The organism is Mesorhizobium sp. W050, from assembly GCF_054719535.1.
The window spans coordinates 252,892-277,303 of record NZ_JBTTIH010000001.1; the positions used below are offsets into that span (position 1 = coordinate 252,892).

The 24,412-nt window shown below is 62.6% G+C and carries 19 protein-coding genes; 9 read left to right on the forward strand and 10 right to left on the reverse strand.

The features are described from left to right. Nucleotides 1-82 precede the first annotated feature (82 nt). From ACYG9Y_RS01195 to ACYG9Y_RS01205, 3 genes are all read left to right on the forward strand, one after another. A complete protein-coding gene (locus ACYG9Y_RS01195; protein ID WP_023671091.1) occupies nucleotides 83-292 on the forward strand; it encodes a hypothetical protein in 210 nt (69 codons plus the stop codon). A gap of 516 nt (nucleotides 293-808) precedes the next feature. Then, entirely contained in the window at nucleotides 809-1,357 is a 549-nt protein-coding gene (locus ACYG9Y_RS01200; protein WP_023737591.1) for a dihydrofolate reductase family protein, read from the forward strand. Between the two features lie 693 nt (nucleotides 1,358-2,050). Then, the gene (locus ACYG9Y_RS01205) at nucleotides 2,051-2,485 is read left to right on the forward strand and encodes a hypothetical protein (protein ID WP_023671095.1); all 435 of its coding nucleotides are present in this window, start codon (nucleotides 2,051-2,053) and stop codon (nucleotides 2,483-2,485) included. Nucleotides 2,486-2,891: 406 nt separating this feature from the next. Here ACYG9Y_RS01205 and ACYG9Y_RS01210 read toward each other — a convergent pair whose 3' ends face one another. From ACYG9Y_RS01210 to ACYG9Y_RS01240, 7 genes are all read right to left on the reverse strand, one after another. Then, nucleotides 2,892-3,704 (reverse strand): SDR family NAD(P)-dependent oxidoreductase, encoded by an 813-nt coding sequence (locus ACYG9Y_RS01210; protein WP_023737593.1) that lies wholly within the window; start codon nucleotides 3,702-3,704, stop codon nucleotides 2,892-2,894. Beyond that, nucleotides 3,701-4,726, reverse strand: a complete 1,026-nt coding sequence (locus tag ACYG9Y_RS01215; protein ID WP_023737594.1) for a sugar phosphate isomerase/epimerase family protein — start codon at nucleotides 4,724-4,726, stop codon at nucleotides 3,701-3,703. Before ACYG9Y_RS01215 ends, ACYG9Y_RS01210 begins: the two co-directional genes overlap by 4 nt. After that, nucleotides 4,723-5,490: an SDR family NAD(P)-dependent oxidoreductase gene (locus ACYG9Y_RS01220; RefSeq protein ID WP_023737595.1), complete on the reverse strand. Its 768-nt coding sequence runs from the start codon at nucleotides 5,488-5,490 to the stop codon at nucleotides 4,723-4,725. Before ACYG9Y_RS01220 ends, ACYG9Y_RS01215 begins: the two co-directional genes overlap by 4 nt. A 44-nt stretch (nucleotides 5,491-5,534) precedes the next feature. Further along, on the reverse strand, nucleotides 5,535-6,641 hold the full coding sequence (locus ACYG9Y_RS01225; protein ID WP_023737596.1) for an ABC transporter ATP-binding protein: 1,107 nt from the start codon (nucleotides 6,639-6,641) through the stop codon (nucleotides 5,535-5,537). Between the two features lie 25 nt (nucleotides 6,642-6,666). Further along, nucleotides 6,667-7,572 (reverse strand): carbohydrate ABC transporter permease, encoded by a 906-nt coding sequence (locus ACYG9Y_RS01230; RefSeq protein ID WP_023671100.1) that lies wholly within the window; start codon nucleotides 7,570-7,572, stop codon nucleotides 6,667-6,669. Next, on the reverse strand, nucleotides 7,565-8,500 hold the full coding sequence (locus ACYG9Y_RS01235; RefSeq protein WP_023700958.1) for a carbohydrate ABC transporter permease: 936 nt from the start codon (nucleotides 8,498-8,500) through the stop codon (nucleotides 7,565-7,567). The genes ACYG9Y_RS01230 and ACYG9Y_RS01235 overlap by 8 nt, the downstream gene beginning before the upstream one ends. Before the next feature lie 93 nt (nucleotides 8,501-8,593). Next, nucleotides 8,594-9,859 carry an ABC transporter substrate-binding protein gene (locus tag ACYG9Y_RS01240; protein WP_023737597.1) on the reverse strand — a complete coding sequence of 422 codons (1,266 nt, stop codon included), beginning with the start codon at nucleotides 9,857-9,859 and terminating at the stop codon, nucleotides 8,594-8,596. A gap of 145 nt (nucleotides 9,860-10,004) precedes the next feature. On the opposite strand from ACYG9Y_RS01240, the gene ACYG9Y_RS01245 reads away from it, so the two are divergent. Beyond that, entirely contained in the window at nucleotides 10,005-11,210 is a 1,206-nt protein-coding gene (locus ACYG9Y_RS01245; protein ID WP_023737598.1) for an ROK family transcriptional regulator, read from the forward strand. A 29-nt stretch (nucleotides 11,211-11,239) separates the two neighbouring features. Here ACYG9Y_RS01245 and ACYG9Y_RS01250 read toward each other — a convergent pair whose 3' ends face one another. Beyond that, complete coding sequence (locus tag ACYG9Y_RS01250) at nucleotides 11,240-12,319, reverse strand: aminopeptidase (RefSeq protein WP_031253196.1); 1,080 nt, start codon at nucleotides 12,317-12,319, stop codon at nucleotides 11,240-11,242. A 196-nt stretch (nucleotides 12,320-12,515) separates the two neighbouring features. Next, a complete protein-coding gene (locus tag ACYG9Y_RS01255) occupies nucleotides 12,516-12,749 on the reverse strand; it encodes a hypothetical protein (RefSeq protein ID WP_023686482.1) in 234 nt (77 codons plus the stop codon). A 185-nt stretch (nucleotides 12,750-12,934) separates the two neighbouring features. On the opposite strand from ACYG9Y_RS01255, the gene ACYG9Y_RS01260 reads away from it, so the two are divergent. Together ACYG9Y_RS01260 and ACYG9Y_RS01265 are read left to right on the forward strand one after the other, a co-directional pair. Then, nucleotides 12,935-14,935, forward strand: coding sequence for an AI-2E family transporter (locus tag ACYG9Y_RS01260; protein ID WP_023737600.1), 2,001 nt, complete (start codon nucleotides 12,935-12,937; stop codon nucleotides 14,933-14,935). Between the two features lie 129 nt (nucleotides 14,936-15,064). Further along, on the forward strand, nucleotides 15,065-15,223 hold the full coding sequence (locus ACYG9Y_RS01265; protein WP_023726519.1) for a hypothetical protein: 159 nt from the start codon (nucleotides 15,065-15,067) through the stop codon (nucleotides 15,221-15,223). Nucleotides 15,224-15,654: 431 nt separating this feature from the next. Here ACYG9Y_RS01265 and ACYG9Y_RS01270 read toward each other — a convergent pair whose 3' ends face one another. Beyond that, nucleotides 15,655-16,023, reverse strand: a complete 369-nt coding sequence (locus ACYG9Y_RS01270) for a response regulator (protein ID WP_023737601.1) — start codon at nucleotides 16,021-16,023, stop codon at nucleotides 15,655-15,657. 155 nt (nucleotides 16,024-16,178) lie between these two features. On the opposite strand from ACYG9Y_RS01270, the gene ACYG9Y_RS01275 reads away from it, so the two are divergent. From ACYG9Y_RS01275 to ACYG9Y_RS01285, 3 genes are all read left to right on the forward strand, one after another. Then, nucleotides 16,179-17,972 (forward strand): PAS domain S-box protein, encoded by a 1,794-nt coding sequence (locus ACYG9Y_RS01275; RefSeq protein WP_023737602.1) that lies wholly within the window; start codon nucleotides 16,179-16,181, stop codon nucleotides 17,970-17,972. Nucleotides 17,973-18,164: 192 nt separating this feature from the next. Beyond that, nucleotides 18,165-18,458 (forward strand): hypothetical protein, encoded by a 294-nt coding sequence (locus tag ACYG9Y_RS01280; RefSeq protein WP_023704064.1) that lies wholly within the window; start codon nucleotides 18,165-18,167, stop codon nucleotides 18,456-18,458. Between the two features lie 408 nt (nucleotides 18,459-18,866). Then, nucleotides 18,867-23,825: an autotransporter outer membrane beta-barrel domain-containing protein gene (locus tag ACYG9Y_RS01285; protein WP_156929733.1), complete on the forward strand. Its 4,959-nt coding sequence runs from the start codon at nucleotides 18,867-18,869 to the stop codon at nucleotides 23,823-23,825. Nucleotides 23,826-24,412 lie beyond the last annotated feature (587 nt).

A 24,412-nucleotide genomic window follows, 5' to 3' on the forward strand; every position in this document is an offset into this window, starting at 1 on the left:
TCGGCGCCGCCTGCGCGGCGCCCTCGACAGTTGAGTTTCCCTGCCGCGGTCGTATGTTGTTGACCGTAGTGGAGGATCACAAATGCCCATTCGACGCAAAGCCACCGAGGCCGGCGTTTTGCAGCCATCCGAACTCGAGCTGTTGGGCCGTGTATTCGAGCAGCTTAAGCGCGACGGTCAATCGCCGGAAGCACGCGACGCCATCGCATCCCGGATTATCGCGAACTATATGGCCGGCGTGGTCGACGAAGCCGAGCTCGTCAGTCTTTCGAGGCAACCGCTGGGCCGGTAGTGCGCTTTCCATTCCGGGTTCAGAAGAGTTTCAGGTCGTCAAATCAGAGGGATAAGGCAATGCCGGCTGACCCACCGATAGAGCGACGGTCGCTTATCCGTGATCTTGTTCTGAAGGAAGCGACAATCCGCGTTGGCGACGCCAGTATCAATTGTCTGGTTTGTAACCAGCACGCCCATGGCGCGGAGCTACGGGTGAAGGCCGATATCGCAATCCCCGACCGTTTCGTGCTTCACGTGCCGGTCGATCATACCAGCTATCGCGCCGTGGTGCGGTGGAGACGGAACGAGCGACTTGGGGTGCAGCTTGATTCGGGAAGGCAGGCCTAGATGGCGGTAGCCGGGACGGATCACCCAGCTGTTCAAGTGCAGGGTTGATGGGACAAGGCAGGGCTCGTTTGCGGCACGAACGCTTCTTTCCATGCTGCTTGCGATTTGCAATCAGTTGCTATAGCGTCTGACTGCTTGCAAATTACAAGCGGTTAATCCGTGAACCGGCTATGCGAAGGCGCTGCTTATGGCCAAACTTATCTTGGGAATGAACGTTTCCATCGATGGCTATGTCGATGACCTTGCCGGAAATCTGGTCATGGGCGCACCAAGCCAGAAGCACTTCGAGTACTGGATCGAGACGATTCGCAACCATGCCGGCGCTGTGTATGGCCGCCGGATGTACGAGGTCATGCGCTATTGGGACGATGATCACGCGGAATGGGACGCTCCGCTTCGCCAGTTCGCGATACTCTGGCGCAAGCTGCCCAAATGGGTCGTTTCGCGCACACTTTCACGGGTAGGCCCAAACGCCACCCTCATCTCCGGCGATATTGAAGCGCAGATTCGCGAGATCGCGGCCCGCACGGAGGGTACCCTGAGCGTTTCCGGTCCGGAACTGGCCGGCCTTATGACCAGGCTGGGGCTGATCGAGGAGTATCACCTGCACGTGAGGCCGTTCGTGCTCGGCAAAGGCAAGCCTTTCTTCCACGAGGCAAGGCCTGCGCTGCAACTGGTGTCGAGCACATTGATCGATGACGATACGGTTCATATGATCTATGTGCCGCGAGGCTGAACGATAAGGCGCTTCAGCGCCAACATGCGAACCAACACGTACGTTCGCAGTGGGCCTGGTCCCGGCCTTCGCACCGAGGTCTCACATGTCAGCTTGCGTGCTGGGTACCCAAGCAGCAGAGGGTCTGCTGTCGGCCGAAAATCTGCCGGTCAGCAATGCGCCCCATGCCGGTCAAAGAGGCCTTGCCGCCGTTCCTCCATAAGCAGACATTGCAGACCTACAAGGACATCGCTTTTACGACCGAAGCGCCGCTTCGGTTGGTCCTTCAGTGACCTGGCGGCCCAAGGGCGTCGTCCTCCACCGCCCGCCCTCGTCCGCAACTCACCGTTGCCAGCGGCTCTGCTCCTGGCCTTCCCGCGATGACCGAGCGGGTAGTGAAACATCATGGTCAAGCCTGAAAAGCAAGGTCCAACCTAGCCGCCTTTCCAGGCCTGCGTCATCATCGTCCAGCAGTTCAGGATCCTGCGTGCGCCAGCCGGGTCCGTCGGGTCGGCCGGCCGCACAGTTTTTTTCATCCCGCTGGAACATTGGCGAAGGAATGCAGTTGGTGTCGCTGCAGATGCCGCCGCGCGGTGCCTGTGGGCGATTGGTGGCAACACCTGATCGGCCGCCGCTCCTTTACGAGGCGGCTTAGCGTGTGAGCCAATCCTGCAGCAAAGGCCTAGGGATTGGAACGACCAACAGGAGGCAGTCATGAAGCACCAGACACTCGATCAACTCCAGTCAGTGGCGGACATCAGTCCACTATCGCCGGCTCTGCTGGCTACAAGGACGCAACGGATAGAGCGGTGGGCGGAACTGCTCTATCGAAATCCGACGCGCTCCCTTGTGGCTCTCACCGGGACTGAGCATCTGCATCCCTCTGTCCGCGGAGAAGCGCGCGCGGTCGGATCGGCGATCAGTGTCGCCTTTGACGATCCACTGCTGCGTGCATCGGGCATGCAATCGGATACCTACGGGGAAGCCAGACGCTTCTTCGAACTCTCCGATTGGCAGTTGCATGAGATCGTCTGCAGTTGCCACACCGGCGCCACCATGCAGGCTGGCTGGGCCGCCGGGCGTGTCCGCAGGGTTCTCAATGGGAGCAAGATATTGGCTTGGCTGAGAAAAGGATTCATGCCGCACTGAGACACAGCGCTTGCGCCTGAAGAAGCATGCAGGCTCCAGCAGAGATTGCATCGGCTCCGCGAAGGCATGGCTGACTCAATGGAGTAGGGCGGCCGAGTTGCTTGCGACTTCAGAAATGACGTTCACCATTGCTTAGTGGACCTCGTCAGGGTGACCGGCAATTTCGTGAATAGCGAGTACCAGCGCCAGTTTCGACCAACCGGTCGGCATCGCCTCGTGACCAAGCGGGGTTACTTATCCTCGGTGCGTCACATGTGCGCTTCGTCAGCGGTATAGCCTGTCAATCCCTCCACAGCCGTTTTGACGCTGCGAAAAGCTCGAGGCGTGAGGGGGCAATTTGACCCAGGAATCCCGAAAACGGACCTTCCGCTTTCGGCCCCGAAATTGAAATTCGAGGCCTCCCCCATCACCCCGGAAAGATCGTAAACCCGCCATCGACGCGGAGCACCTGCCCATTGATAAATCGTGCGCGGGGGCCGGCTAGAAAGGCCACCGCCTCGGCGATCTCCTCCGGCTCGGCATAGCGGTTCAGCGACTTCTTGCTGGAATCCATGCGCTCCGGATCGACCACGCGGGTCGCCTGGAAGCGTGCCGTCTTGGTGGCGCCGGGGCTGACCGCGTTGATGCGCACGCCGTCGTCGATCAGTTCCTTGGCGAGACAGCGCGTGTAATGCACGACCGCGGCCTTCAAGGTGGAGTAAACGACCTCGGGCGAGCAGCCGAGATGTGCCGCCGCCGAGGCGATGTTGATGACGGAGCCGCCGCCGCGCTGCTTCATCGGCGGCACGAAGGCCTGGCAGACCAGCATCGTGCCGATCAGATTGTTCTCGGTGAGCACGCGGATGTCGTCGAGTTCGATGTCGAGGGCGTTGTTCGGGTTCGGCTTGCCGCCCTTGGCGCCGATGTCGCCGCCAGCGCAATTGACCAGCACATGGACGTCGCCGAGATCGGCCTCGATCCTGCGCTTCATCTCGGCCACCGCCTTCTGGTCGCCAATGTTGCCGGTCACCGACGTGACCTTCGTGCCGTGCCGCTTCAGGCGCTCGACCACTTCGCCGAGATTGGCGAACTCGCCGTATTTGGCCGGCGCTTCCTCGTCCATGTCGTGGATCGCGACATTGGCGCCGAGTTCCGCCAGGCGCTCGGCCATCACCCGGCCGAGGCCACGGCCGGAGCCGGTTACGAAGGCGGTCAGTCCATCGAGTTCACGTGCCGTCATCGGATCTTCTCCATCAAACCAAATTTGCGCATGTTGGCGGCGCTGCGCCGGATCATGTCGAGCTCATAGGAAACCAGTGAGACGTCGGCTTCGCGCTCCCAGGGCGTGCGGGTGTCGGCATCGTCGGGCAGCCGGTTGCGCTGGGCTGCCGCCAGGCAGGCGGCAAACTCGCGCGCCGTCTTCGGGGGATAGCCTCGCCACCAGTCGTCGCTGAGATAGCGGACATGCCGGGCCTCCAAGGCGCCCGGTTCGAGAACGGCGGTCAGGCGATCGTGGTGCTGGCCAAGAATTGCGAACAGCTCGGCAAACGGTACCGCACCGTCGCCGATGGCGCAGCGGATCAGCCGGTAACCTTCGGTCGTGAACTGCACGCGATAATCCTTGAGGTGGACATGGCGGACATAGGGGGCGATCACCTTCGTAAAATCGAGCGGCGCTTCGCCGACCGGGAACGTGTTGCCGGTGTCGAAGGTGACGCCCACACTGCCACCACCGAGGGCGCAGAAATCGACGAGTTCCCGGCTGGTAAAGTCCTGGTGGTTTTCGATCGCAAGGACATACCCTTCGGCATTCGCGCGGGGACCCCATTCCACCAATCGCTCTCGAATGATGCCGACGTACTCGCTCCATTTTTCGCCGGCGGCGTTGCGGTCGCCGCAGAGAACCGGCGTCAGCGCCGTCCGGATGATTTTGGCTTTGAGCAGGCGCGCGGCCCGAAACGCATCGTCGAGCGGCTCGCCCACCAGCAGGCCGCCGCTGACGACCGGCGCGATGCCAATACCGGCGAGCCGTTCGCGCAGCGCGATCACCGCGTCGTCGGAAAGCTCGGTCAGCCATGGCACCCAGATCTCCAGCACGCGCGCGCCGAGATCGGTCGCGAGCGCGATGAAACCATCGAGCCCCGCAGGTCTAGGATTGGCGCGTGGCGTGCCGCGGCCCTGGAGGCCGAGATGATAGGTCAGGCCGTAGGGGTTCAGGCCGACCTCGAGCATGAAGCGATCCTTTGAGTCAGGTGTGGTCATCTCAGGCCGGCATCCACGGTGATCGACTGCTTGGTGATCATGCGGCTGTCGTCGGCGGCGAGGAACAGCACCGTGCGCGCGATCTCCTCGCCGAGCAGAACCTTGCGGATCACCTGGCGCTGCACGACCTGGTCGACCGAACCTTGGGTCTTGTACCAAAGCTCCCGCTGCCGGTCGGTGATGACGGCGCCCGGCTCGATGGCGTTGACGCGGATGTTGTCGGGGCCAAACGCCCGCGCCAGCGCGAAGGTCAGCCCGACCACCGCAGCCTTGGCCGCCGCATAGGGCGCCATCTCTGACGCGCCGAAACGCCAGGCGATCGAGGAAAAATTGACGATCGAACCAAAGCCCAATTCCTGCATGTGCGGATGCACGGCCTGGGCGGCAAAGAAGTGGTGCCTGAGGTTCACATCCTGGGCGTGGTCCCAGTATTCCTGCGTCACGTCGGCGACGGAGAGGCGATTGTCGTCGGCGGCGTTGTTGACCAGCACCGCGACAGGCCCCAGGCGGTCGCGCACCGTGCCGATCGCGGCCTGCAGGGCAGAGATATCGGTCACGTCGCAGCGCAGGAACAGGGGCGGATGCGCTGCCGTGGCGGCGAGGTCGCGGGCAAGCTGCTCGCCGGCCTCCTGCTGCAGATCGAGAAACGCGACGCGCGCGCCATTGGCGCAGAAGGCGCGGACCGTGTCGGCGCCGATGCCCGACGCACCGCCGGTGATCAGCACGACACGCTCGGACAGGCTCGGATAGGTGGCGAAGGACAAGGCGGAACTCTTTTCAGATCAAGCTTCGGTCAGATCGGGTCAGATCAGATCAGGCGTTGGGTCGTCGGGTCGAACAGGCAGGCACGCGCCATGTCGATGCCGAGCGTCACCGTCTCGCCCATAAGCGGCGTGCCGTCGGGGTCGAAACGGCCGGTGATCTCCTTGCCGCCCAGGCGCAGGACGGCCATGGTCTCCGCGCCTGTCGGCTCGACCAGTTCGACCACTGCATCGATCTGCGCGATGCCCGGCTTGCGGCGCGCGAGGTCGGGATCGAAGCGGTAGATGTGCTCGGGACGGATGCCGAGCACAAGCTGTCGCGGCGTGTCGGATGGGAGCGCCTGGACGATCGGCAGGCTGGCCGTCTTGCCGTCGGCGGTCTGCAGGACGACAGTCGGGCGGCCGTCTTCCTGGCTCAGTTCCGCGGCCAAAAAATTCATCGCCGGCGACCCCATGAAGCCGGCGACGAACATGTTGGCCGGACGGTTGTAGATCGTGGCGGGATCGTCGAATTGCTGGACCTCGCCCTGATGCATCACGGCGATGCGCGACGCCAGCGTCATCGCCTCGACCTGGTCGTGGGTGACGTAGACGGTGGTCTTGCCGACGCGGTGATGCAGCTTCTTGATTTCGGTGCGCATGTCGACGCGCAGCTTGGCATCGAGATTGGAGAGCGGCTCGTCGAACAGGAACAGTTTGGGATCGCGAACCAGCGCCCGGCCCATGGCGACGCGCTGGCGCTGGCCGCCCGAGAGCTGTCCGGGCTTGCGGCCAAGCAACGGCTCGATCTGCAGGAAGGCAGCAACTCGACTGACGGCCTCGTCCTGCTGCGGCTTCGGGACGCGGCGGCTTTCCATGCCGAAGGTGATGTTCTCGCGCACCGTCATCGTCGGGTAGAGCGCGTAGGACTGGAACACCATGGCGATGTCGCGGTCCTTCGGCGGCACCGAATTGACCAGCCGCCCGTCGATGCGGATCTCGCCGGAGGTAACGGTTTCAAGCCCGGCGATCATCGCCAGCAGAGTGGACTTGCCGCAGCCGGAGGGTCCGACCAGCGCGATGAACTCGCCGTCCTGCGCCTCGAGATCGACGCCCTTCAGCACCTCGACCGCACCGTAGTTCTTGCGCAGCGATCGGATGGTCAATGTCGACATGCGATGCCCTTCACTTGATCGCGCCTCATTTGATGGCACCTTGCGTCAGGCCGCGCACAAAATACTTGCCGCCGAAGAGATAGATCAGCAGCGGCGGCAGCGCGCCGATCAGCACGGCGGCGCTCATGACATCGTAGGCGCGCACATTGGTGCCGCTTGCCGTCAGCGCGACGAGCGCTGCCGTGATCGGCTGTTGCTGCCCGGAGGTGAAGACGACGCCGAACAGATATTCGTTCCAGATGCCGGTGAACTGCCAGATCACCGTGACGATCAGGATCGGCGAGGAGAGCGGCAGAATGATCTTGCGGAAGATGCGCCAGAAGCCGGCGCCGTCGATGCGCGCCGCCTTGATCAGGTCGTCGGGGATGCTGACGTAGTAGTTGCGGCAAAACAAAGTGGTGAACGAAATGCCCTGGATGACGTGGATGAGGACGAGCCCGTAGACCGAATTGCTAAGGCCGAGATTGCCGAGGATGAACGCCCACGGCATCAACGAAATCTGGCCCGGAATGAAGACGCCGAGCAGCATGCAGGTGAACAAAGCTTCCGAACCTCTGAAGCGCCATTTCGACAGGATGTAACCGTTCATCGCGCCGACCGCCGTCGAGATGATCGTGGCCGGGATCGTCATCTTCAGGGAGTTGTAGAAGTTGCGCTGCATGCCCTCGCAGGTGCCGCCGATGCAATAGGTGCTCCAGGCCTGGCCCCAGGCATCGAGGCGGAAGCTGCGCGGCAGCGAGATCAACCCGTTGCGCGCGATCTCCTGCTGGTCGCGGAATGAATTCAGCACCACCACCAGCAACGGGACCAGGTAGATCGCCGCGAAGACGACCAGCAGCCCATAGATGGCGAAGCGGGTGAGAAAATGCCGGCGCGACGCGACTGCGGCAGCGCGACGGTCGAGCGACTGGTCCAGGGAGACGTCAGCCATGGCCGGCTTCCTTGCGCCGGCGCCAGACCACCCAGAATGAATAGGGCACCAGCACCACGGCAACAGCGGCAAGCATCATGATGGCGGCGGCCGCACCTTCGCCGATCTGGCCGCGTTGGAACATCAGGTCATAGACGTAGATGGCGGGGAAGGTGGTCGAGATCCCCGGGCCGCCTTTGGTCAGGGCCGCCACGAGGTCGAAGGTCTTGATGGCGAACTGGATCTGGATGACGGCGACCGCCAGGAAGATCGGCGCAATGGTTGGCAGAAGCACCTTGCGATAGATGCGGAACGTCGATGCGCCGTCGATCTGCGCGGCCTTGACGAGGTCCTGATCCACCGAGCGCAGGCCGGCCAGGAACAGCGCCATGGCAAAGCCCGAGGCCTGCCAGACGCCGGTGATGATCACCGCGTAGATCGCATAGTGCCGGTCGCTGGCGAGTGCGAAACTGAAGCTCGCCCAGCCGAAACCGCGCACCATGGCCTGGATGCCGTCGGTCGGATTGTAGAGCCAGCTCCAGACCGTGCCGGTGACGATGAAGGAGACGGCCAGCGGATAGAGGAAGATCGTGCGCCAGGCCGCTTCGCCGCGCACGCGCTGGTCGATCAGGATCGCCAGCAGCAGTCCCACCGCCATCGAGCCGACGATGTAGAAAGCGCTGAAGAAAAACAGGTTGTTGTAGGCGATGTTCCAGCGCCGGTTCGCCCACAGCGACGCGTAGTTGTCCAGGCCGACGAAGCCGTAGGTCGGCAGCAGCGAGGAGTTGGACAGCGAGATATAGAGCGTCCAGCCGGTGAACACGAAGACGTAGACGAAGCTCGCCACGAGAGAGGGGCCGAGCACCAGCAAGGGCATCGCGGAGCCCAGCCGCTCGCGCCAGGGGCGGGCGGGCGCCGGTACCGACAGGATCAGGTCGTGATTTGACATTCAGAGCACGGAGATTGGCAGAGCACAGGACTGGCGGAGCGCGGGACCGGGATGGCGGATGGCCGGGTGCGGATGGCGCCCGGCCATTCCCGTCTATTTCTGTGCTTCCGCCGCGTCGGCCATCGCATTGGCGCCATCCTCGGGCGACATGTCCGGCGTCGCCACGAACTCGGTAATCGAGTCCATGATCGCGCCGCGCATCTTCTGCGGGATTGTCATGTTGTGCGCCATCGAGCGGACCAGCGTGCCCTCCTTGATCGAAGCCTGCAGATCCTTCTGCGAGAGCTGCTGGCACGGATTGAAGCCCTTCGACAGATCGATATCCAGGCGTGCGGGGATCGAGCCCTTGGCCTGGTTGAAGACCGTCTGGAAGTCGGGCGACAGGATCAGGCTGGCCAGCAGCTTCTGGCCGTCGATGTAATCCTGGTCCTTCTGCTTGAAGAACACGACCGAGTCCGAGTTGAGGATGAAGCCGGGTTTGCCCCAATCGGTCGGCGCCTGGGCGCAGACATAGTCGGTGCCTTCCTTGAAGCCAGCGGCGGTCAAAAGGCCGATCGTCCAGTCGCCCATGATGTGGAACGCCGCGTCGCCCTTGCCGACGAGCGCCGACATCGAATCCCAGTCGCGGCCGACCATGCCCGGATCCATGTACTTGCTCGTCATCAGGCGCATCTGCGTGAAGGCCTTGACCATCCCCGGGCTGCGCATGGACTCGACATCGCCTTGGACGAAGGCCTTGCGGTAGAGATCGATGTCCTGGCCGTAGAGCACGACCTCGAACACCGTCGAATCCGTCCAGTCGGCGGTCGAATGCGAGATGCAGATCTTGCCTGTGGCGACGATCTTGTCGCAGGCCGCATTGAACTCGGCCCAGGTCTTCGGCATTTCCGCCACGCCGGCCGTCTGCATGACCTTGGGCGAGGCCCAGAGCCAGTTGATGCGGTGGATGTTCATGGGCGCGGCGACCCATTTGCCGGTCGGCTTCATCACCGGAAGCAATTCCGGCGCCACCACTTTCTCCCACCCTTCCGAGGCCGCCAACTCGTCGAGATCGGCGGTCATGCCGGTCTCGTTCCATTCGGCGATCTCAGGGCCCTTGAGCTGCACGGCAGGCGGGGCATTGCCGGCAATCACGTCGGCGCGCAGCTTGGCCAGCGTATTGGCGGTGTGGCCGGCGATCGAGGTCTGTTCCCATTTGCCGCCCTTGGCCGTGAACATCTCGCCGAGCTTGGCGATCGCCTGGGCGTCCGATCCGGTCGCCCATTGGTGCAAAAGGTTGGTCTTGGGCTCGGCGAAGGCTGTTCCGGCGAAAAATGTGCACGCAGCAGCGGCCGCAAGCGCGGTCATGACGGACTTCATCGTTTCACTCCCATATCGTGTTGCACGGTTCGTCTCGACCGCTTATGGCCGCGGTTTGAAGCCGCCGCCAGCGAGATGCGTCAATCTCGAGTTCTTTCCAAGATGACATATTGGAGCTATCAGTCAACGATGTTTATGTTGAGCCATGACAAAACCTTCGCTTAGAACCTGGCTGATCGACAGACCCTCCGCGTCGCCGGAGAGCATGATCGTGCGCTGCCTGAGCGAGCGCGGCGCACTCTCCGCGTTGCAGATCGCACGCGCCACCGGCCTGGCGCGCTCGACGGTGTCAACCGCGCTTAACGGCTTGAAAAAGTCTGGAATGGTGATCGAAGCCCCGACCAGCCGCGACGGCATCAGAGGCATCGGCAGGCCAGCCGCGGCGGTGACGCTCAATCCGACAGCGGGCACCTGCGTCGGCATTCACCTGGCTCTTCAGCAGATACGGCTCATCGTCGCCGATGTCTCGCATTCCGTCATTGCCGAACAAAATATTCCAATGGCGCTGGACTACCAGCCGCAACAGGCGGCCCAGGCGGTCAAATCGGCAATTGCCCAATCTTACAGGGAAAACGGTCTGCCGGTGGCGGGGCTCCTGGGGGTTGGTGTCTCCGTCTCCGGCCCTGTCAGCCGCGATGGAGTTGTGCTGCGCGCCAGCATGGTTCCAACATGGGCCGGCGTCAACATACGAGATGTGTTTGGACCCGTTCTGGAACAGCCGATCTTCGCCGACAACGAGAGCAACTGCGCGGCCATTGCCGAGCTGATGTGGGGTGCGGCCGTCGGCCAGGACGATTTCGTGCTGTTCAAGATCGATCTGGGTGTCGGCGGGGCCATTGTCCAGCATGGCCGGCTGGTGACGGGCGTCGCCGGCGGCGCCGGCGAATTCGGGCACATCAGCATCGATCCCGGCGGCGACCTTTGCCGATGCGGCAATCGCGGCTGCCTGGAGCTCTACGCGAGTTTTACCCGGCCGCTGGAACAGATTTCGCGTGTCGTTGGGCGGCAAGTCACCATGGACGATGTCATCGCCATGGCCGAGCAGGGCGACGTCAGGGCGTTGCGGATGATCGAGGATACCGCCGAGATCGCCGGCCGGGGTCTCGGCCTGATCGGCTCGGTGCTCAATCCGCCGCTCATCATCATCGGCGGCCACATGGCTTTGGCAGGGGACATTCTGTTGACGCCGCTGATCGCGTCCTATGAACGCCATACGCTGATCAAGTCCCGCGATGTCGCTCCCGCCCTGCGCACGCGCATCATCGTTGGCAAGCACACCGAGAACGATGCCTTGCTGGGCGCGGTCGGCCTCGTTTTGAGACACCAGACGAAGGAACTGTCGCTGGGGTGATCGTCAGGACCAGCCTGTGCTTGTTCAAGTCAATTGCATGTGTCCGCAGCCTTGAGCGCTTCGGCGCGAAACGATTTGGGCAAATCCGCGATCCGCCGGACAGAAGCGTAAAACCTTGGATAGTCGCCCGAACACAGGTCGAACAAGCGAAGAAAGGCCGGAACCTGTTCACCGTAGACGGCAGTCGCGGCGAGCTTTGCGTTGTTGATCGGGGCAGCGAACCAGGCGTCGTATCCCCGGTATCCCGCCCAGTGCTTGTCGCGCATCTGCCTGTAGCGCGCCCGCATCCTCTCGATCGCGGCCGCCTTGGCAGTCGCCATCTGCTCCGGGGTACGGGGACTACCATAGACCTGCCTTAGCTCGTCGCGCGTCCTCGCCACCAGCCCGAGAAAATCGGCGCTGCGTTTGCGATCGGCTTCGTAGCGGCGCAATCCGGCCCGGTCGCCGGCGGCGCGCAGCCATTTCCTGACGCCGCTGGTTTCGACGGTAACGGCGAATGCCTCGTTGAATGCGGAATCGCCATCCACATAAAGCCGCTGATGCGCCAGTTCATGAAAAACAAGGCTTGCGAGATAGGTGTCGTCCTGACGCAGCATGGTGCTCAGCAGCGGGTCACTCGACCAGCCAAGCGTGGAATAGGCGGTGACGCCCGAGACATAGACGTCGAGGCCTTGTCTTTGAAGCTCGACAGCGCTTTCAGCCGCGGATTTCCGGGAGAAGTAACCCCGGTATGGAACGCAGCCGAAGACCGGAAAGCACCATGTTTGTGGCGCGAGCGAGAATTGCGGCGCGGCAAAAACGGCCCAGGTCACGGCGTCGCGATGGATGTCGACATAGCTGCGGTAGCTGCTGTTCTCGGGCAATGCCAGTTCATCCGTCGCAAACCGTCTTATCGCGCTCGCCAACGTCAATTTCGCGCGCAATGCCTCGGGCGTCGAAGGGTCAAGGATGAGTTTCCCGACATTCCTGCGCGCGGCCATGATCTGCGCGTGACCCTGCAACGACTGCGCGTAGTAGGAAATGCTCGTGCAGCCGGTCGCCCCGGACGCCATGATCGCCGCGGCAAGCATCCGAAGAACGCGCTTCACTGTTTGCCCACCCTTGCCCATCTCCCCATGCAGCAAACGTCCTGGTCACCCTCAAACAGGAGGCACCGGTTTCCGTCAAGAGCTGCAGGGTAGGGGGCGACACCGACCTGGGCAGGGCGATGCGGCCATTCGCCTACGATTGACGAAAGGCCGCCGCAGGGCGGAGCGAGCGAGATACGGACCGTCCGGAGGCGCGGTTCCCCCAAGCTGCCGCGCGCTACTGGTCCGAAAACTTCACGCTCACGCCGCGCTGGCGAAAATAAGCCTGCATCAACTTACGGCCCGAGCGGTTGTTCTGCGCCAATTTGGCCGGATCGAACACCGCCTGTTTTGCGCCCTCTCGTGTCAGCGCGGCCTTGAGCGTCGCGATATGGGCGTCGATGTCGGCATTGTCCGCCCGCAGCGAGGCATAGATACTTTCGGTCGCTTCGGCCACAGTCGGTTCGCTCACAGATGTCGTCCTTTGGTTGGTTGGGCGGCGGCTTTACCACAGATTTGCGGCTCCGACGATATCGACTGAACCGTCAGAGCACAGCACCCAGGGCGCAAAACCGTAAAACGTATGTATTCGGCCCTGCTAAACATTGCCCGGCAGGCGAATGGGTCTAACTATCGCTAGGAAACGGGGGGAATCACGTGGCTGCCAATCGTCGAAACGACATCTCATCGTCCGAGCGAGGGCTAGGACGGATTCTTGCGGCAGGCAATGCCCATCCGCGCACAACTCTGCCTACCGTGGCAACCATCGTCACGACAGTAGCTGCGCTATATTTCGGTCGTGAGGTGTTCCTTCCCATTGCCATCGCGCTGCTTTTGACCTTTGCGCTGGTGCCGATGGTCTCCGCACTGAAGCGTGTCGGCTTGCCTCGGCTGCCCGCAGTGCTTCTGAGCGTGATTGGCGCGTTCGCGGCCCTGGGCCTGTTCAGCTTCATTGTTGCGACCCAGGTAAGCGAGCTTGCTCAGAACATTTCCGTCTACCAGACAAACATTCTGACCAAGGTGCGTTCCCTCAAGGAGACGGGCGTTGGTGGCGGCATAATTGCCAGGCTGAGCGGGGTGATCGAGCGCGTCGGTCAGGAGATCGACAAGCAGGATGTGGCGCCGCCTGCGGCCGACAAGCCCCGGCGCGAGCCCGTACCGGTCGAGATCGTCGCCCGCGAGAGACCTCTGGAGGTATTGCAGAACATCATCGGACCGTTGATCAGCCCGCTGGCATCAGCTGGCCTGATCATCATCGTCGTCATCTTCATGTTGCTTGAGCGCGAGGATCTGCGCGACCGGTTTATCCGCCTCGTCGGCTATGGCGACCTCCATCGCACAACGCAGGCATTGCAGGATGCCGGCAAACGGGTTGGCCGTTATCTGATCATGCAATTGGTGGTCAACATCGTCTACGCGATACCAATCGCAATTGGCCTTTGGGTGCTCGGCATTCCCAACGCGCTGCTGTGGGGGTTGCTGGCACTGGCGCTGCGCTTCGTTCCTTATATCGGCCCTGTTATCGGCATGCTGCTGCCCTTGTTTCTGGCCTTGGCGGTTGCGCCCGGCTGGTCGCTGGTGCTGTGGACCGCCGCACTGTTTGTCGTCATGGAATTGTTAACCGGCAACGTCATCGAACCGTGGCTCTATGGCTCGCGCACGGGACTTTCTCCTTTGGCAATCATCGTTGCGGCAATTTTCTGGACATGGTTGTGGGGGCCCCTCGGCCTGGTCCTTTCGACGCCGCTGACAGTTTGCCTCGTCGTCCTCGGGCGACATGTTCCGCAGTTCGAATTTCTCGACGTCCTGTTTGGCAACGAGCCCGTCCTTGAAGCTCACGCCCGGCTCTATCAACGGCTCCTGGCCGGCGATCCCGACGAGGCAACTGACCATGCCGAGGAGATCCTCGAGGAGAAGTACCTGATCGATTTCTACGACACGGTCGCCATTCCTGCTCTCCTGTTGGGCGAGCAGGACCGCATGCGTGGCGTGATGGGCGATCAACAGCGAAGGCAGGTGGCGGCGAGCGCCCAAATTCTTGTGGCAAATCTTGCCGACGATGCACAGGAAGAGGCAAGCGAGGAAGATGCGCCGACAACCACCGCGGAAGGGAGCGCGAGCAGGGAAACAGATGGCGTCGAAGAGGAAGAGATCGAGCTGCCCGACGGCAAGGACATGTCGGTGCTTTGTGCCGGCGGTCGCGGCGAACTCGACGATGCCGCTGCCGCCATGCTCGCTCAGGTGCTGGAGGTGCAAGGTGCTACGGTGGCGAAGGCCAGTTTTGTCGATATGGAGCCGGCAGGTATTCGTCGTCTCGAACTAGAGGCGATCGACACCGTCGTGGTCGGTTTCCTGAACCGGGATTCGCTCAAGCATGCCCGCTTTCTGGTCCGGAGACTGAAGCGCGCCAAGGCAGGTTTGAGAATTGGGATTGTGTTCTGGTCAGACGCGGAGCAGGGCGATGTCGGGCAAGAAAGGCAAGCTTTGGCCGCCGACATCAGCGCCGATTTCGTAGCCCACGGCATGGTCAACGCTGTGCTTGGCGCACTTTCTCCAGCGCCAGCCGTTCCCCTCAAAGTCGTTTCGAAACGCCGCGACCGACGCCGTCCGGCCCCTCGAAAACGGGCCCCGGCCCAGGCGACGGCCGCAACAGCCTAGCCGCACCGCCATGTTTCAGATTTCCGCGCCGGCGCTGAAATGTCTGGTGCGACGGCAAGATCGTCCCCACTCGCAAACCATGGAACAATCTCGCGGCCTTGCGGTTCCTAACGTCGAAGGAGACCCCCCATGCTTAGATTCCTTATCCGCCTCGGCGCGATCTATGCGGCGTTCCAGATCGGCCGGGAGTTCGGCCGCAAGGAGACCGAAGTCGTGCTCCTGCCGCCGCCCGTTGACTACGAGCGGCACCCGACGTCAAGAAACGAAACCGAGTTCGGAGAGACATAGGACCGCTCAATCTGTCTGGTCGATCTGGCCCATGCTGGCGCCGTCCTGCGGGGGGCGCATTATCATGCGAACGGACCGGCCACTTGGCTGTGCCAGGATCGATCCTCGCAACGCAATAGTTGAGCCGTTATCTCTGCCGTTCAAACGCGGCACAGCGAGGTTGACCGTGCGTCGAGGAATGAGTCTCTCTCAGATCTTGGCGTTGAGCCGATGGAGAAGGCATGATCAGCACGGGCAAGCACGACCCTAAGAAAGTGGAAGGGTATGAAGCACTGGTGCTGTCAATTGCCAGGGAGAGCGGGCATCACCGAGGATCAAGCGCGCGACCTTGTTCGCCTGATCGGCACCGGCCGCAATTCGCTGCTCCGTGAGGCGCGGCAGCTGCTCCGGCAGCGCCTGGCTATTTTAGACCAAAGGTGCTCAGAGCACGGCTATCCCGTCGCCTTCTGCTGCCCGGCGGTCATCGCTTTGAGAGCTCGGACCACTTCTGCAGGTCCGGCGGGTTTCATCACTCTTACGCCAGACGAGAACGCTTCGGGGGTTTCCTCGACCCCCAAGCCGGAATAGACGATGAAAGGAACCGCCCGCCCTGCCAAGGTTTTTGCCGCGTCAACAGCCTCGCCGTCCGACAGCCTGACGTCCAGGATCGCTGCGGCGGGGGTATGGTCCGCAAGAAAACGTTTCGCCTGGGAACATGTCGCTGCCAATGCCACGGCAAAGCCCGCCTCCGAAAGAGTGGACTCCATATCCAGTGCTATCAAGGCTTCGTCGTCGACGACAAGGACCAAGGGTTTGCCCATGCGCGGATGATCGCACGTTTGTAGATGGAAGACGAGTCGAGGCTACGACCCTTTTAGGGTCCGTTTCCCGTACGCAGCTGGTCGAGATCGCGAGCAATGGGAACCAACTGATCCAAGCCGCATTATATTTGGTTGGACTGGACAAGGTGTTTGGGATGCATGAAGCAACACAGGCGACTGTTGTCGCCTTCGAAAACCCGGGAGTGTCCAGCAATGACAGTCTGGATTTCGATTACAAGGATTTCTTCGAAAACGGCGCCGTTGCCCTGCATCTGGTGAACGCAGACGGCGTGATCGTGCATGCCAACCAGGCTGAGCTCGACCTTCTCGGCTATCCCGCAGAGGACTACCTCGGTTGCCACATCGCCGAGTTCTATCCCGACCGGGACGTCATAGAGGACATTTTGGGTCGCCTTGCCAATGGCGAGAAGATCGTAAGATATCCGGCGCGATTGAGGGCCAGCGATGGATCGATCAAGCACGTCGAAGTCACCTCAAGCGGACATTTCCGGGACGGCAAGCTGATCAACACCCGGTGCTTCACGGTCGATGTAACCGACTTGGTGCACACCCGCTCGGAGCTCAGGCAGCATGACAGTACCTATCACCAGATACTCGACGGCCTACCCGTCGCCATCTACACGACCGATCAGGATGGGACGATCACCTATTACAACCGCGCCGCGGCCGATCTGGCAGGCAGGGAGCCTGAAATCGGCAAGGATAAATGGTGCGTGACGTTCAAGCTGTTCACTGCCGACGGCAAGGAATTGCCGCACGATGAATGCCCGATGGCCATCGCGCTCAAGGAGAACAGGCCGGTCCGCAATCAGGAAGCTGTTGCGCAGCGTCCCGATGGATCGTTTTTTCCGTTCCTGCCCTACCCGACACCCCTGCGGGACGAGCACGGCGCTCTGATTGGCGCCGTCAACATGCTGCTGGACCTGACGGACCGCCAACGTGCCGAAGAAACCAGGCAGCACCTTTCGGCGATCGTGGAATCCTCATTTGACGCTATCGTCAGCAAGGATCTCAACACCATCATAAAAAGCTGGAACCAGGGCGCCGAACGGCTTTTCGGCTATACCGCCGAGGAAGCGATTGGCCGGTCGGTGACCATGCTGATCCCCGAAGACCATCAGGACGAGGAACCCCGCATCCTCCAACGCATTCGCCGTGGCGAGCGCGTCGAACCATTCGAAACGACCCGCCAGCGCAAGGACGGCAGCCTGGTTCCGGTTTCGCTGACGATATCGCCCGTGCGTAACGCAACAGGGCAGATCACCGGCGCATCGAAGATAGCGCGAGACATCACGTCGGCGAAGGAGAATGAATATCGCATCCGCATGCTGATGCGCGAGGTCAACCACCGGGTGAAAAACCAGTATTCGGTCATCCTGTCGATGATCCGGGAGACCAACAAGCGATCGGAGACGCCAAAACAATTTGAAACCCAGGTGCGCGAGCGCATCATGGCGTTGTCACGATCTCACGACCTGCTTGTATCGGCGGATTGGAAGGGTGCCACGATCAGCGACCTTTTGGCGGCCCAGGTCGAGCCTTTCCCGCGGGGGGATTTGATCGAAATGTCGGGCCCATCATTGGTGCTCAGTCCCAACGCAGTTCAGTATCTCGGGATTGCCTTCCACGAACTGGCGACCAACTCGGCCAAATACGGGGTGCTCTCAGGGGACAAGGGCCGGATTTCGGTCACATGGGGCATCACCGGTTCCGGTGGTTCGAGGCTCTTTCACCTCACCTGGGTCGAAAGCGATGGTACGCAGGTTCAGACTGTCGGACAAGGTGGCTTTGGAACCGTTGTGCTGAAGCGGGTTGCGCCCGCAGCGGTCAGTGGGCAGGGAAATCTCGAACACGGTCCGCATGGCATAACATGGGGCTTGGAAGCGCCTTTGGCTTCCGTAGCAGCTTCTGCCGTCCATGAAGCTTAGAAGCAGGAAGCAGCCCTGCAACGAGCATTCGTCAATTGGAAGCCCTTGATGCGGCCTTTGCCGAGCGAAAACCCCGTTTCCGCTAAAGATCGCCAGAGCCATTGCTAAAGTCGGCAGAGCAAATCACCGGCAGAGGGCGCATTTCGTTGCACGGAACGGGACAGGACCGGCGTAGCCAGAGGCGAGGTAACTATGGACATCGACGAGTTCCGTGCGACCCTTCAGGGTGTAGAGCCCCCGGCGAATCTTGGGATGGCGCTCCACGCTCTATGGTGGGATAGACAGGGCGATTGGGAGCGGGCGCATGAGTGTGTGCAGGCCAACGAATCTGATCCGGCCTCTGTATGGGTTCATGCCTATCTGCACCGCAAAGAAGGCGACCTTTCTAATGCAGCCTACTGGTACCGCCGCGCCGGGCAGCCTGTGGCAACTGGCAAGCTAGACGCAGAGTGGGAGTCGATTACAGAATCACTTCTTGCAGGATAGTGAGGGTCGCCCAAGGGGCAGCCTAGCGCCTCATCGCCCCGTAGAGGCGAAACTCACCTCCGCCCGATGGGATCGGCTGGGCCCAGGAGGTCCGAACGTTTCCGCATAAATTCATGCAGCGAGATTGTTCTCGCGATTCCGTAAGGTCTCTGTTTAATAAGCTATATCTAATATTGACTATTTTCTGTCGGTCAAAAGTCGCAGACTTCATTTTACTGATCACCGTTAGCTTCTTGGTAGCTCTCACGACTATAAACTTCTTGCGGGCGAATAGCTTTCATGCTGCCTTCGCGCACTCAGGAATCAGGGAGCTTAGGCATGGCGGAGCGGATTGCGCGTGATGGGTTTTGGGTTTTGCATCTCGCGCGCTTGCCGCAAGTCGTGTCGCTTCGCTCCGGCACTTCCGCCTTGACGATCCTAACTGTTGCCCTTGCGCTGAGCGCCGCGCCGGCTCGGGCCGATGGCGGCAATGGTAGCAGCGCAGGCGCTGGACAAGGTGGCGTTGACGGCGCGCTCGCGAGTGCCACGGGTCAGAATGCCGCCAATGGCGCGACCGCTGGTGGCGGTGGTGGCGGCATTGACCTCACGACGGGTGACGGGGCGCCAGGAGGATCGGGAGCGGTAAGTGGGACAGCCAACAACCCAAATGGCGTTGCCGGTGCCACTGGTGCTACGGGTCTGGTCATCTCGACAGACGGGACCATTGCAACCAGCATCAGCGGCGGGGCCGGCGCTTTGGGCTCCCCTGGCACGAATGGCGTCGTCAGGAGCGGCGGCGGTGGCGGTGGCGGTGTGGGCGTCAGTGCCACGGCCGACGTTACAGTCACTGGCACAGGATCGGTGAGTGGTGGCACTGGCGGCCGAGGTGGGACCAATGGCAACAGCGGCAGCGGTGGTGGCGGCGTCGGCATATTCTCGTCCGCAAACGTGTTTGTAGAGGCGGGCGGCAGCGTTACCGGCGGCACGAGTCTTTCCACAATTGGGGTCCAAGCAGGTGGTGGCGGCGGCGCAGCTGCCATCGTCCTGATGGGCGGCGGGACAATCCAGAACAGCGGGAATCTGCTCGGGGGTGCCGGTGGAAGAACAGTTCTCGGCGGCGGTGGGGACGGTGGCGCCGCTGTTCTGCTGCTTTCAGGTGGAACCGTCATCAACAAGCTAGGTGCGACGATCGTTGGCGGCAGTGGCGGTCAGGGCTCCTTGGCAGGCGGCGATGGCGCCGCAGGGATCAAGGGCGCCAACATCGCGGTCATCAATGCGGGTACGATCAGCGGCGGTGCCGTCGGCACCGGTGGCGGAACGCCGGCAGCCGGCAAAGCCATCCAGTTCACCGGCGGCGTCAATTCGCTGGAGATTCAGGCCGGCTCCACCATCATAGGCAATGTGGTCGCTTTCAGCGCCGCGGATACATTCAAGCTGGGTGGCGATATCAGCGCCAGTTTCGGTGTGTCGCAGATCGGCGCTGGCGCCAAATATGACGGGTTTGGGTTCTACGAGAAAACCGGAAACAGCACCTGGACCCTAACGGGGACGACAACTGCCGTCACGCCTTGGACCTTGTCCGGCGGGACCCTGCAAATTTCGAGTGACAACAATCTGGGCGCCCTCTCGGGCGGCTTGACCTTCGACGGCGGCACGTTGCGCACGACCACCAGCTTCGCCACCAATCGCAATGTCCTGATCAATTTGACCGGCGGGTTCGACATGGTGGCAGGCACGCAGTTGGACGTGTCAGGCCAGGTGACCGGCACCGGCACACTGGTCAAGAGCGGCGCCGGCACGCTCAACGTCAGCAATTTGTCCAACAGCTATACGGGTGGCAACATCGTCAATGCAGGAACGCTTGCCGGCAACACCGTGGCGATCCGTGGCGACATCCTGGACAACGGCGCTGTCTCGTTTCTCGACCTCGGCCCCCACACCTTCGGCGGAAATATCTCCGGCTCGGGCAGCGTCGACATCGAAGGCTTCGGCACGCTGACGCTGACCGGTGCCAACACCCACAGCGGCGGCACCAAGGTCGGGACCGGCAAAAGCATCTCGGTCGCGTCGGACCAGAATCTGGGTGCCGCTACGGGCCTGCTGACACTCGACGGCGGCGAACTCGGCACGACAGCAAGCTTCGCCATGAGCCGCGATGTCAAGCTCACTTCCGCCTATGGCTACTTCCGCGCGGCGGCGGGTACGACGCTGACCGCGAATGGCGAGCTGAGCGGCGTGGGCGGCGTCTACAAGGAGGGCGCCGGCACCCTGGTGCTCAACGGCGACAGCACCTATTCCGGCCGCACCACGGTCGACGGGGGCAAGCTCGTCGTCGAAGGTTCGCTTGGGAATACCGAAACGACGGTCAACAGCGGCGGCACGCTGGGCGGCTCCGGCTCGATAGGCGGCGCGGTGATCGTCGCCGATGGCGGTGTGCTGGCGCCGGGGTCCAGCCCTGGCACGCTTACGGTCGGATCGCTCAGCCTGAGCTCCGGTTCTATGCTCGACTACGAGCTCGGCCAGGCGGGCATTGTCGGCGGCGGTGTCAACGACCTGATCGAGGTGACCGGCGCGCTGACGCTGGACGGCAGCCTCAACATCACCGATGTCGGCGGCTTCGGGCCTGGCGTCTACCGGCTAATCAATTATGGCGGCGCACTCACCGACAATGGTCTCGAGCTCGGCAATCTGCCGGCCGGTGTCACGGCCGCCGACCTGACGGTGCAGACCTCCGTCGCCAACCAGGTCAATCTCGTCAGCAGCGTCGGCACCGACTTGCTCTTCTGGGATGGTGACGCGGCCGGCAATGCCAACAATGATCTGGTCGACGGCGGCAACGGCACGTGGACGGCGACAAGCCTGAACTGGACGACGAGCACCGGCCTGGTAACTGGCGCGATGAAGCCGCAGCCCGGCTTCGCCATCTTCCAGACGCTCGGCGGCACCGTCATCGCCGACGGCAGCGCCGGCGCGCTTGCGATTACGGGCATGCAATTCGCCGCCGATGGCTACCGCATCGAAGGCGACGCCATCACGCTTGATGGCGCTGGCGGCGAGAGCATCATTCGGGTCGGCGACGGCACGGTGGCCGGAGCAGGTTACACCGCCACCATCGCCTCCGTGCTAACCGGGACCAGCAGCCTGACCAAGACCGATGCGGGCACGCTGGTGCTGTCCGGCGCCAACACCTACACGGGCGGCACCACCGTCCTGGGCGGCGTGCTATCTGTTTCAGCCGACAACAATCTCGGCGTTGCCGCTGGCGGCCTGACGCTCTCCGGCGGGACGCTGCGCAACACAGCGGCGTTCAGCTCGGCGCGCGACGTCACGCTTTCGTCGGCCGGCGGCACCTTCGACACTGTGGCCGACCTGACCTTGTCCGGTGCGATCTCTGGCGCTGGCAGCCTTGCCAAGACCGGCGCCGGCACGCTGACGCTTACGGGAACGAACAGCTATGGCGGCAACACGTTGGTCAGCGCTGGCACGCTGGTCGGCGATGCAACCTCGATTCGTGGCGACATCGGCAATTCCGGCACTGTCGTGTTCGACCAGGCGGCGGACGCCAGCTTCGCCGGCGATATCTCCGGCACCGGCGCAATGATGAAGGATGGCGCCGGCGTGCTGACGCTGTCAGGCACGTCGCTGCTGGACTGGACCGTCAATCAAGGCGGCCTCGTCTCGGCAGCCGAGCGCTTCGGTGGCGATGTCGCGATCGGCGCCGGCGCCTCCTTCACATTCGACCAAGTCGCCTCCGCCAGCTATGCCGGCGTGCTCTCGGGCGCCGGTACGTTCATCAAGGACGGCCAAGGCACGCTGCTGCTTGCGTTGGACAACTCAGGCTTTACCGGCGCCACTACGGTCAGCGGCGGCACGCTTGCCGCGGGCGCTGCGAACGCGTTCAGTTCCTCCTCGCAGTTTTCCGTCGCCTCGGGCGCCACGCTCGATCTTGCCGGCACGTCCCAGACGATTGCGGGGCTGAGCAACGCCGGAACGGTGCGCAACGCGGGTGGCGTCCCAGGCGACACACTTACCGTAAGCGGCGACTATGTCGGCAATAGCGGCGCCGTCGTTCTCAACGCTGCGCTCGGTGGTGACGGTTCGCCGACAGACATGCTGGTGATCGCCGGCAACACGTCAGGGACGGGTACCCTTCAGGTCGTCAATTTCGGCGGGTCGGGCGCCCAAACGGTCGGAGGCATCAAGATCGTCGACGTCGGCGGCGTCTCAAACGGCAGCTTCTCGCTCGACGGCAATTATACCTTCGAAGACGATGCAGCGGTCGTCGCGGGCGCCTACGCATACAGGCTCTACAAGAACGGCGTCAGCACACCGGCCGATGGCGATTGGTATCTGCGCTCGGCCCTGGTCAACGGCGATCCCGATCCGCAGCCGCTCTATTCGCCCGGCGTGCCTCTGTACGAGGCCTATGAAGGGGTGCTGCAGGCCTTCAATGAACTGGGCACCATGCAGCAACGCATTGGCAATCGGTCGTGGGGCGAGGGTGCTACGCCGCAAGGTGCGGACCTGCCAGGCCAGGGCTCGGTCGACGGCAAGGCGATATGGGCGCGCATCGAAGCTGCCCATGCCGAGATCAAGCCTGAGACGTCGACCTCCGGCACGAACTATGACGTGACCACCTGGAAGCTGCAGGCCGGCGTCGATGGCCTGCTGCACGAAAGCGACGCCGGTACCCTGATCGGAGGGATTACGGCCCACTACGGAACCGCGTCGTCGGACGTCTCCTCGATCTTCGGGGCAGGGTCGATCGCTGCCACCGGCTACGGCGTCGGCAGCACGCTCACCTGGTTCGGCAGCGGTGGCTTCTACGTCGACGCGCAGGCCGAGGCGACATGGTATGACAGTGACATCCGGTCGGCCACGCTGGGCACCACGCTTGCGGACGGCAACAACGGTTTCGGCTACGGGCTGAGCATCGAGACCGGACAGAAGATCGCCCTCAACGGCAACTGGTCGCTGACGCCGCAGGCCCAGCTTGCCTATTCCTCGGTCGACTTCGACGCGTTCACCGACCCGTTTGGCGCCGTCGTGTCGCCCGGCAGCAGCAACAGTCTCGTCGGCCGCCTCGGCCTCTCCGCGGACTATGAAGACCAGTGGGTGGACGATGCGGGGCAAGTCAGCCGCACGCACATCTACGGGCTCGGCAACCTTTACTACGACTTCCTCGACGGAAATGATGTCGATGTGTCTGGCACGAAACTGGTCAGCGAAAATCAGGCGCTGTGGGGCGGTGTCGGCCTCGGTGGCTCGCTGAGCTGGGCGGACGGCCGCTACGCCGTCTTCGGAGAAGGGACAGCGCGGACAAGCCTCAAGGATTTTGGCGATAGCCACGCCCTGGGCGCCAAGCTCGGGTTCGCTGTGAAATGGTAGCGGCGATCGAGATGGACATGTCGACCTTGGCTTGAGCGTCGTGTCCGGCACGGTTATGGATCCGGACTTGCGGGCCACCCGGCTCGACGGCCCTCGGACGTTTCCTTACCGGCTGCCGGCATCAAGTACCAGGCTCGCAACCGAAGCACCCTGGCGCTCGATCACAGGGATGCCAGCGCGCTGGACATGCGCTCCAGTCCTTGGCGCAACAGAGGACGCGGGCAGCCGACATTCAGGCGGATGAAGCCTTCGCCGCCAGGCCCGTAGACGCGGCCATCGTAGAGATTAACCTTGGCCCGAACTGCTGCTGCGGGTAGCCGGTTGATGAACTTGCCAGCCGAAGCGTTTGCGCAAGGCAAAACAGCCGGTCGGCCCCGCGCCTCTTTCCCCTACGCAAGAGGTGCGGGCGATGTCGCGGGCTTCAGTCCTTGTGCGGGACGATATAGCGACGGCTCACCGAATCCGCCCCTGTGCCCCGCGTGACGACAATGGTCCTGTATCCCGCGGGAACGGAACCTGTAGCCATCGGATCGATTAAACGGCATCGACCGACAATCTCTCCGTTGGGCGCGTCCGCGAGCCTCCTC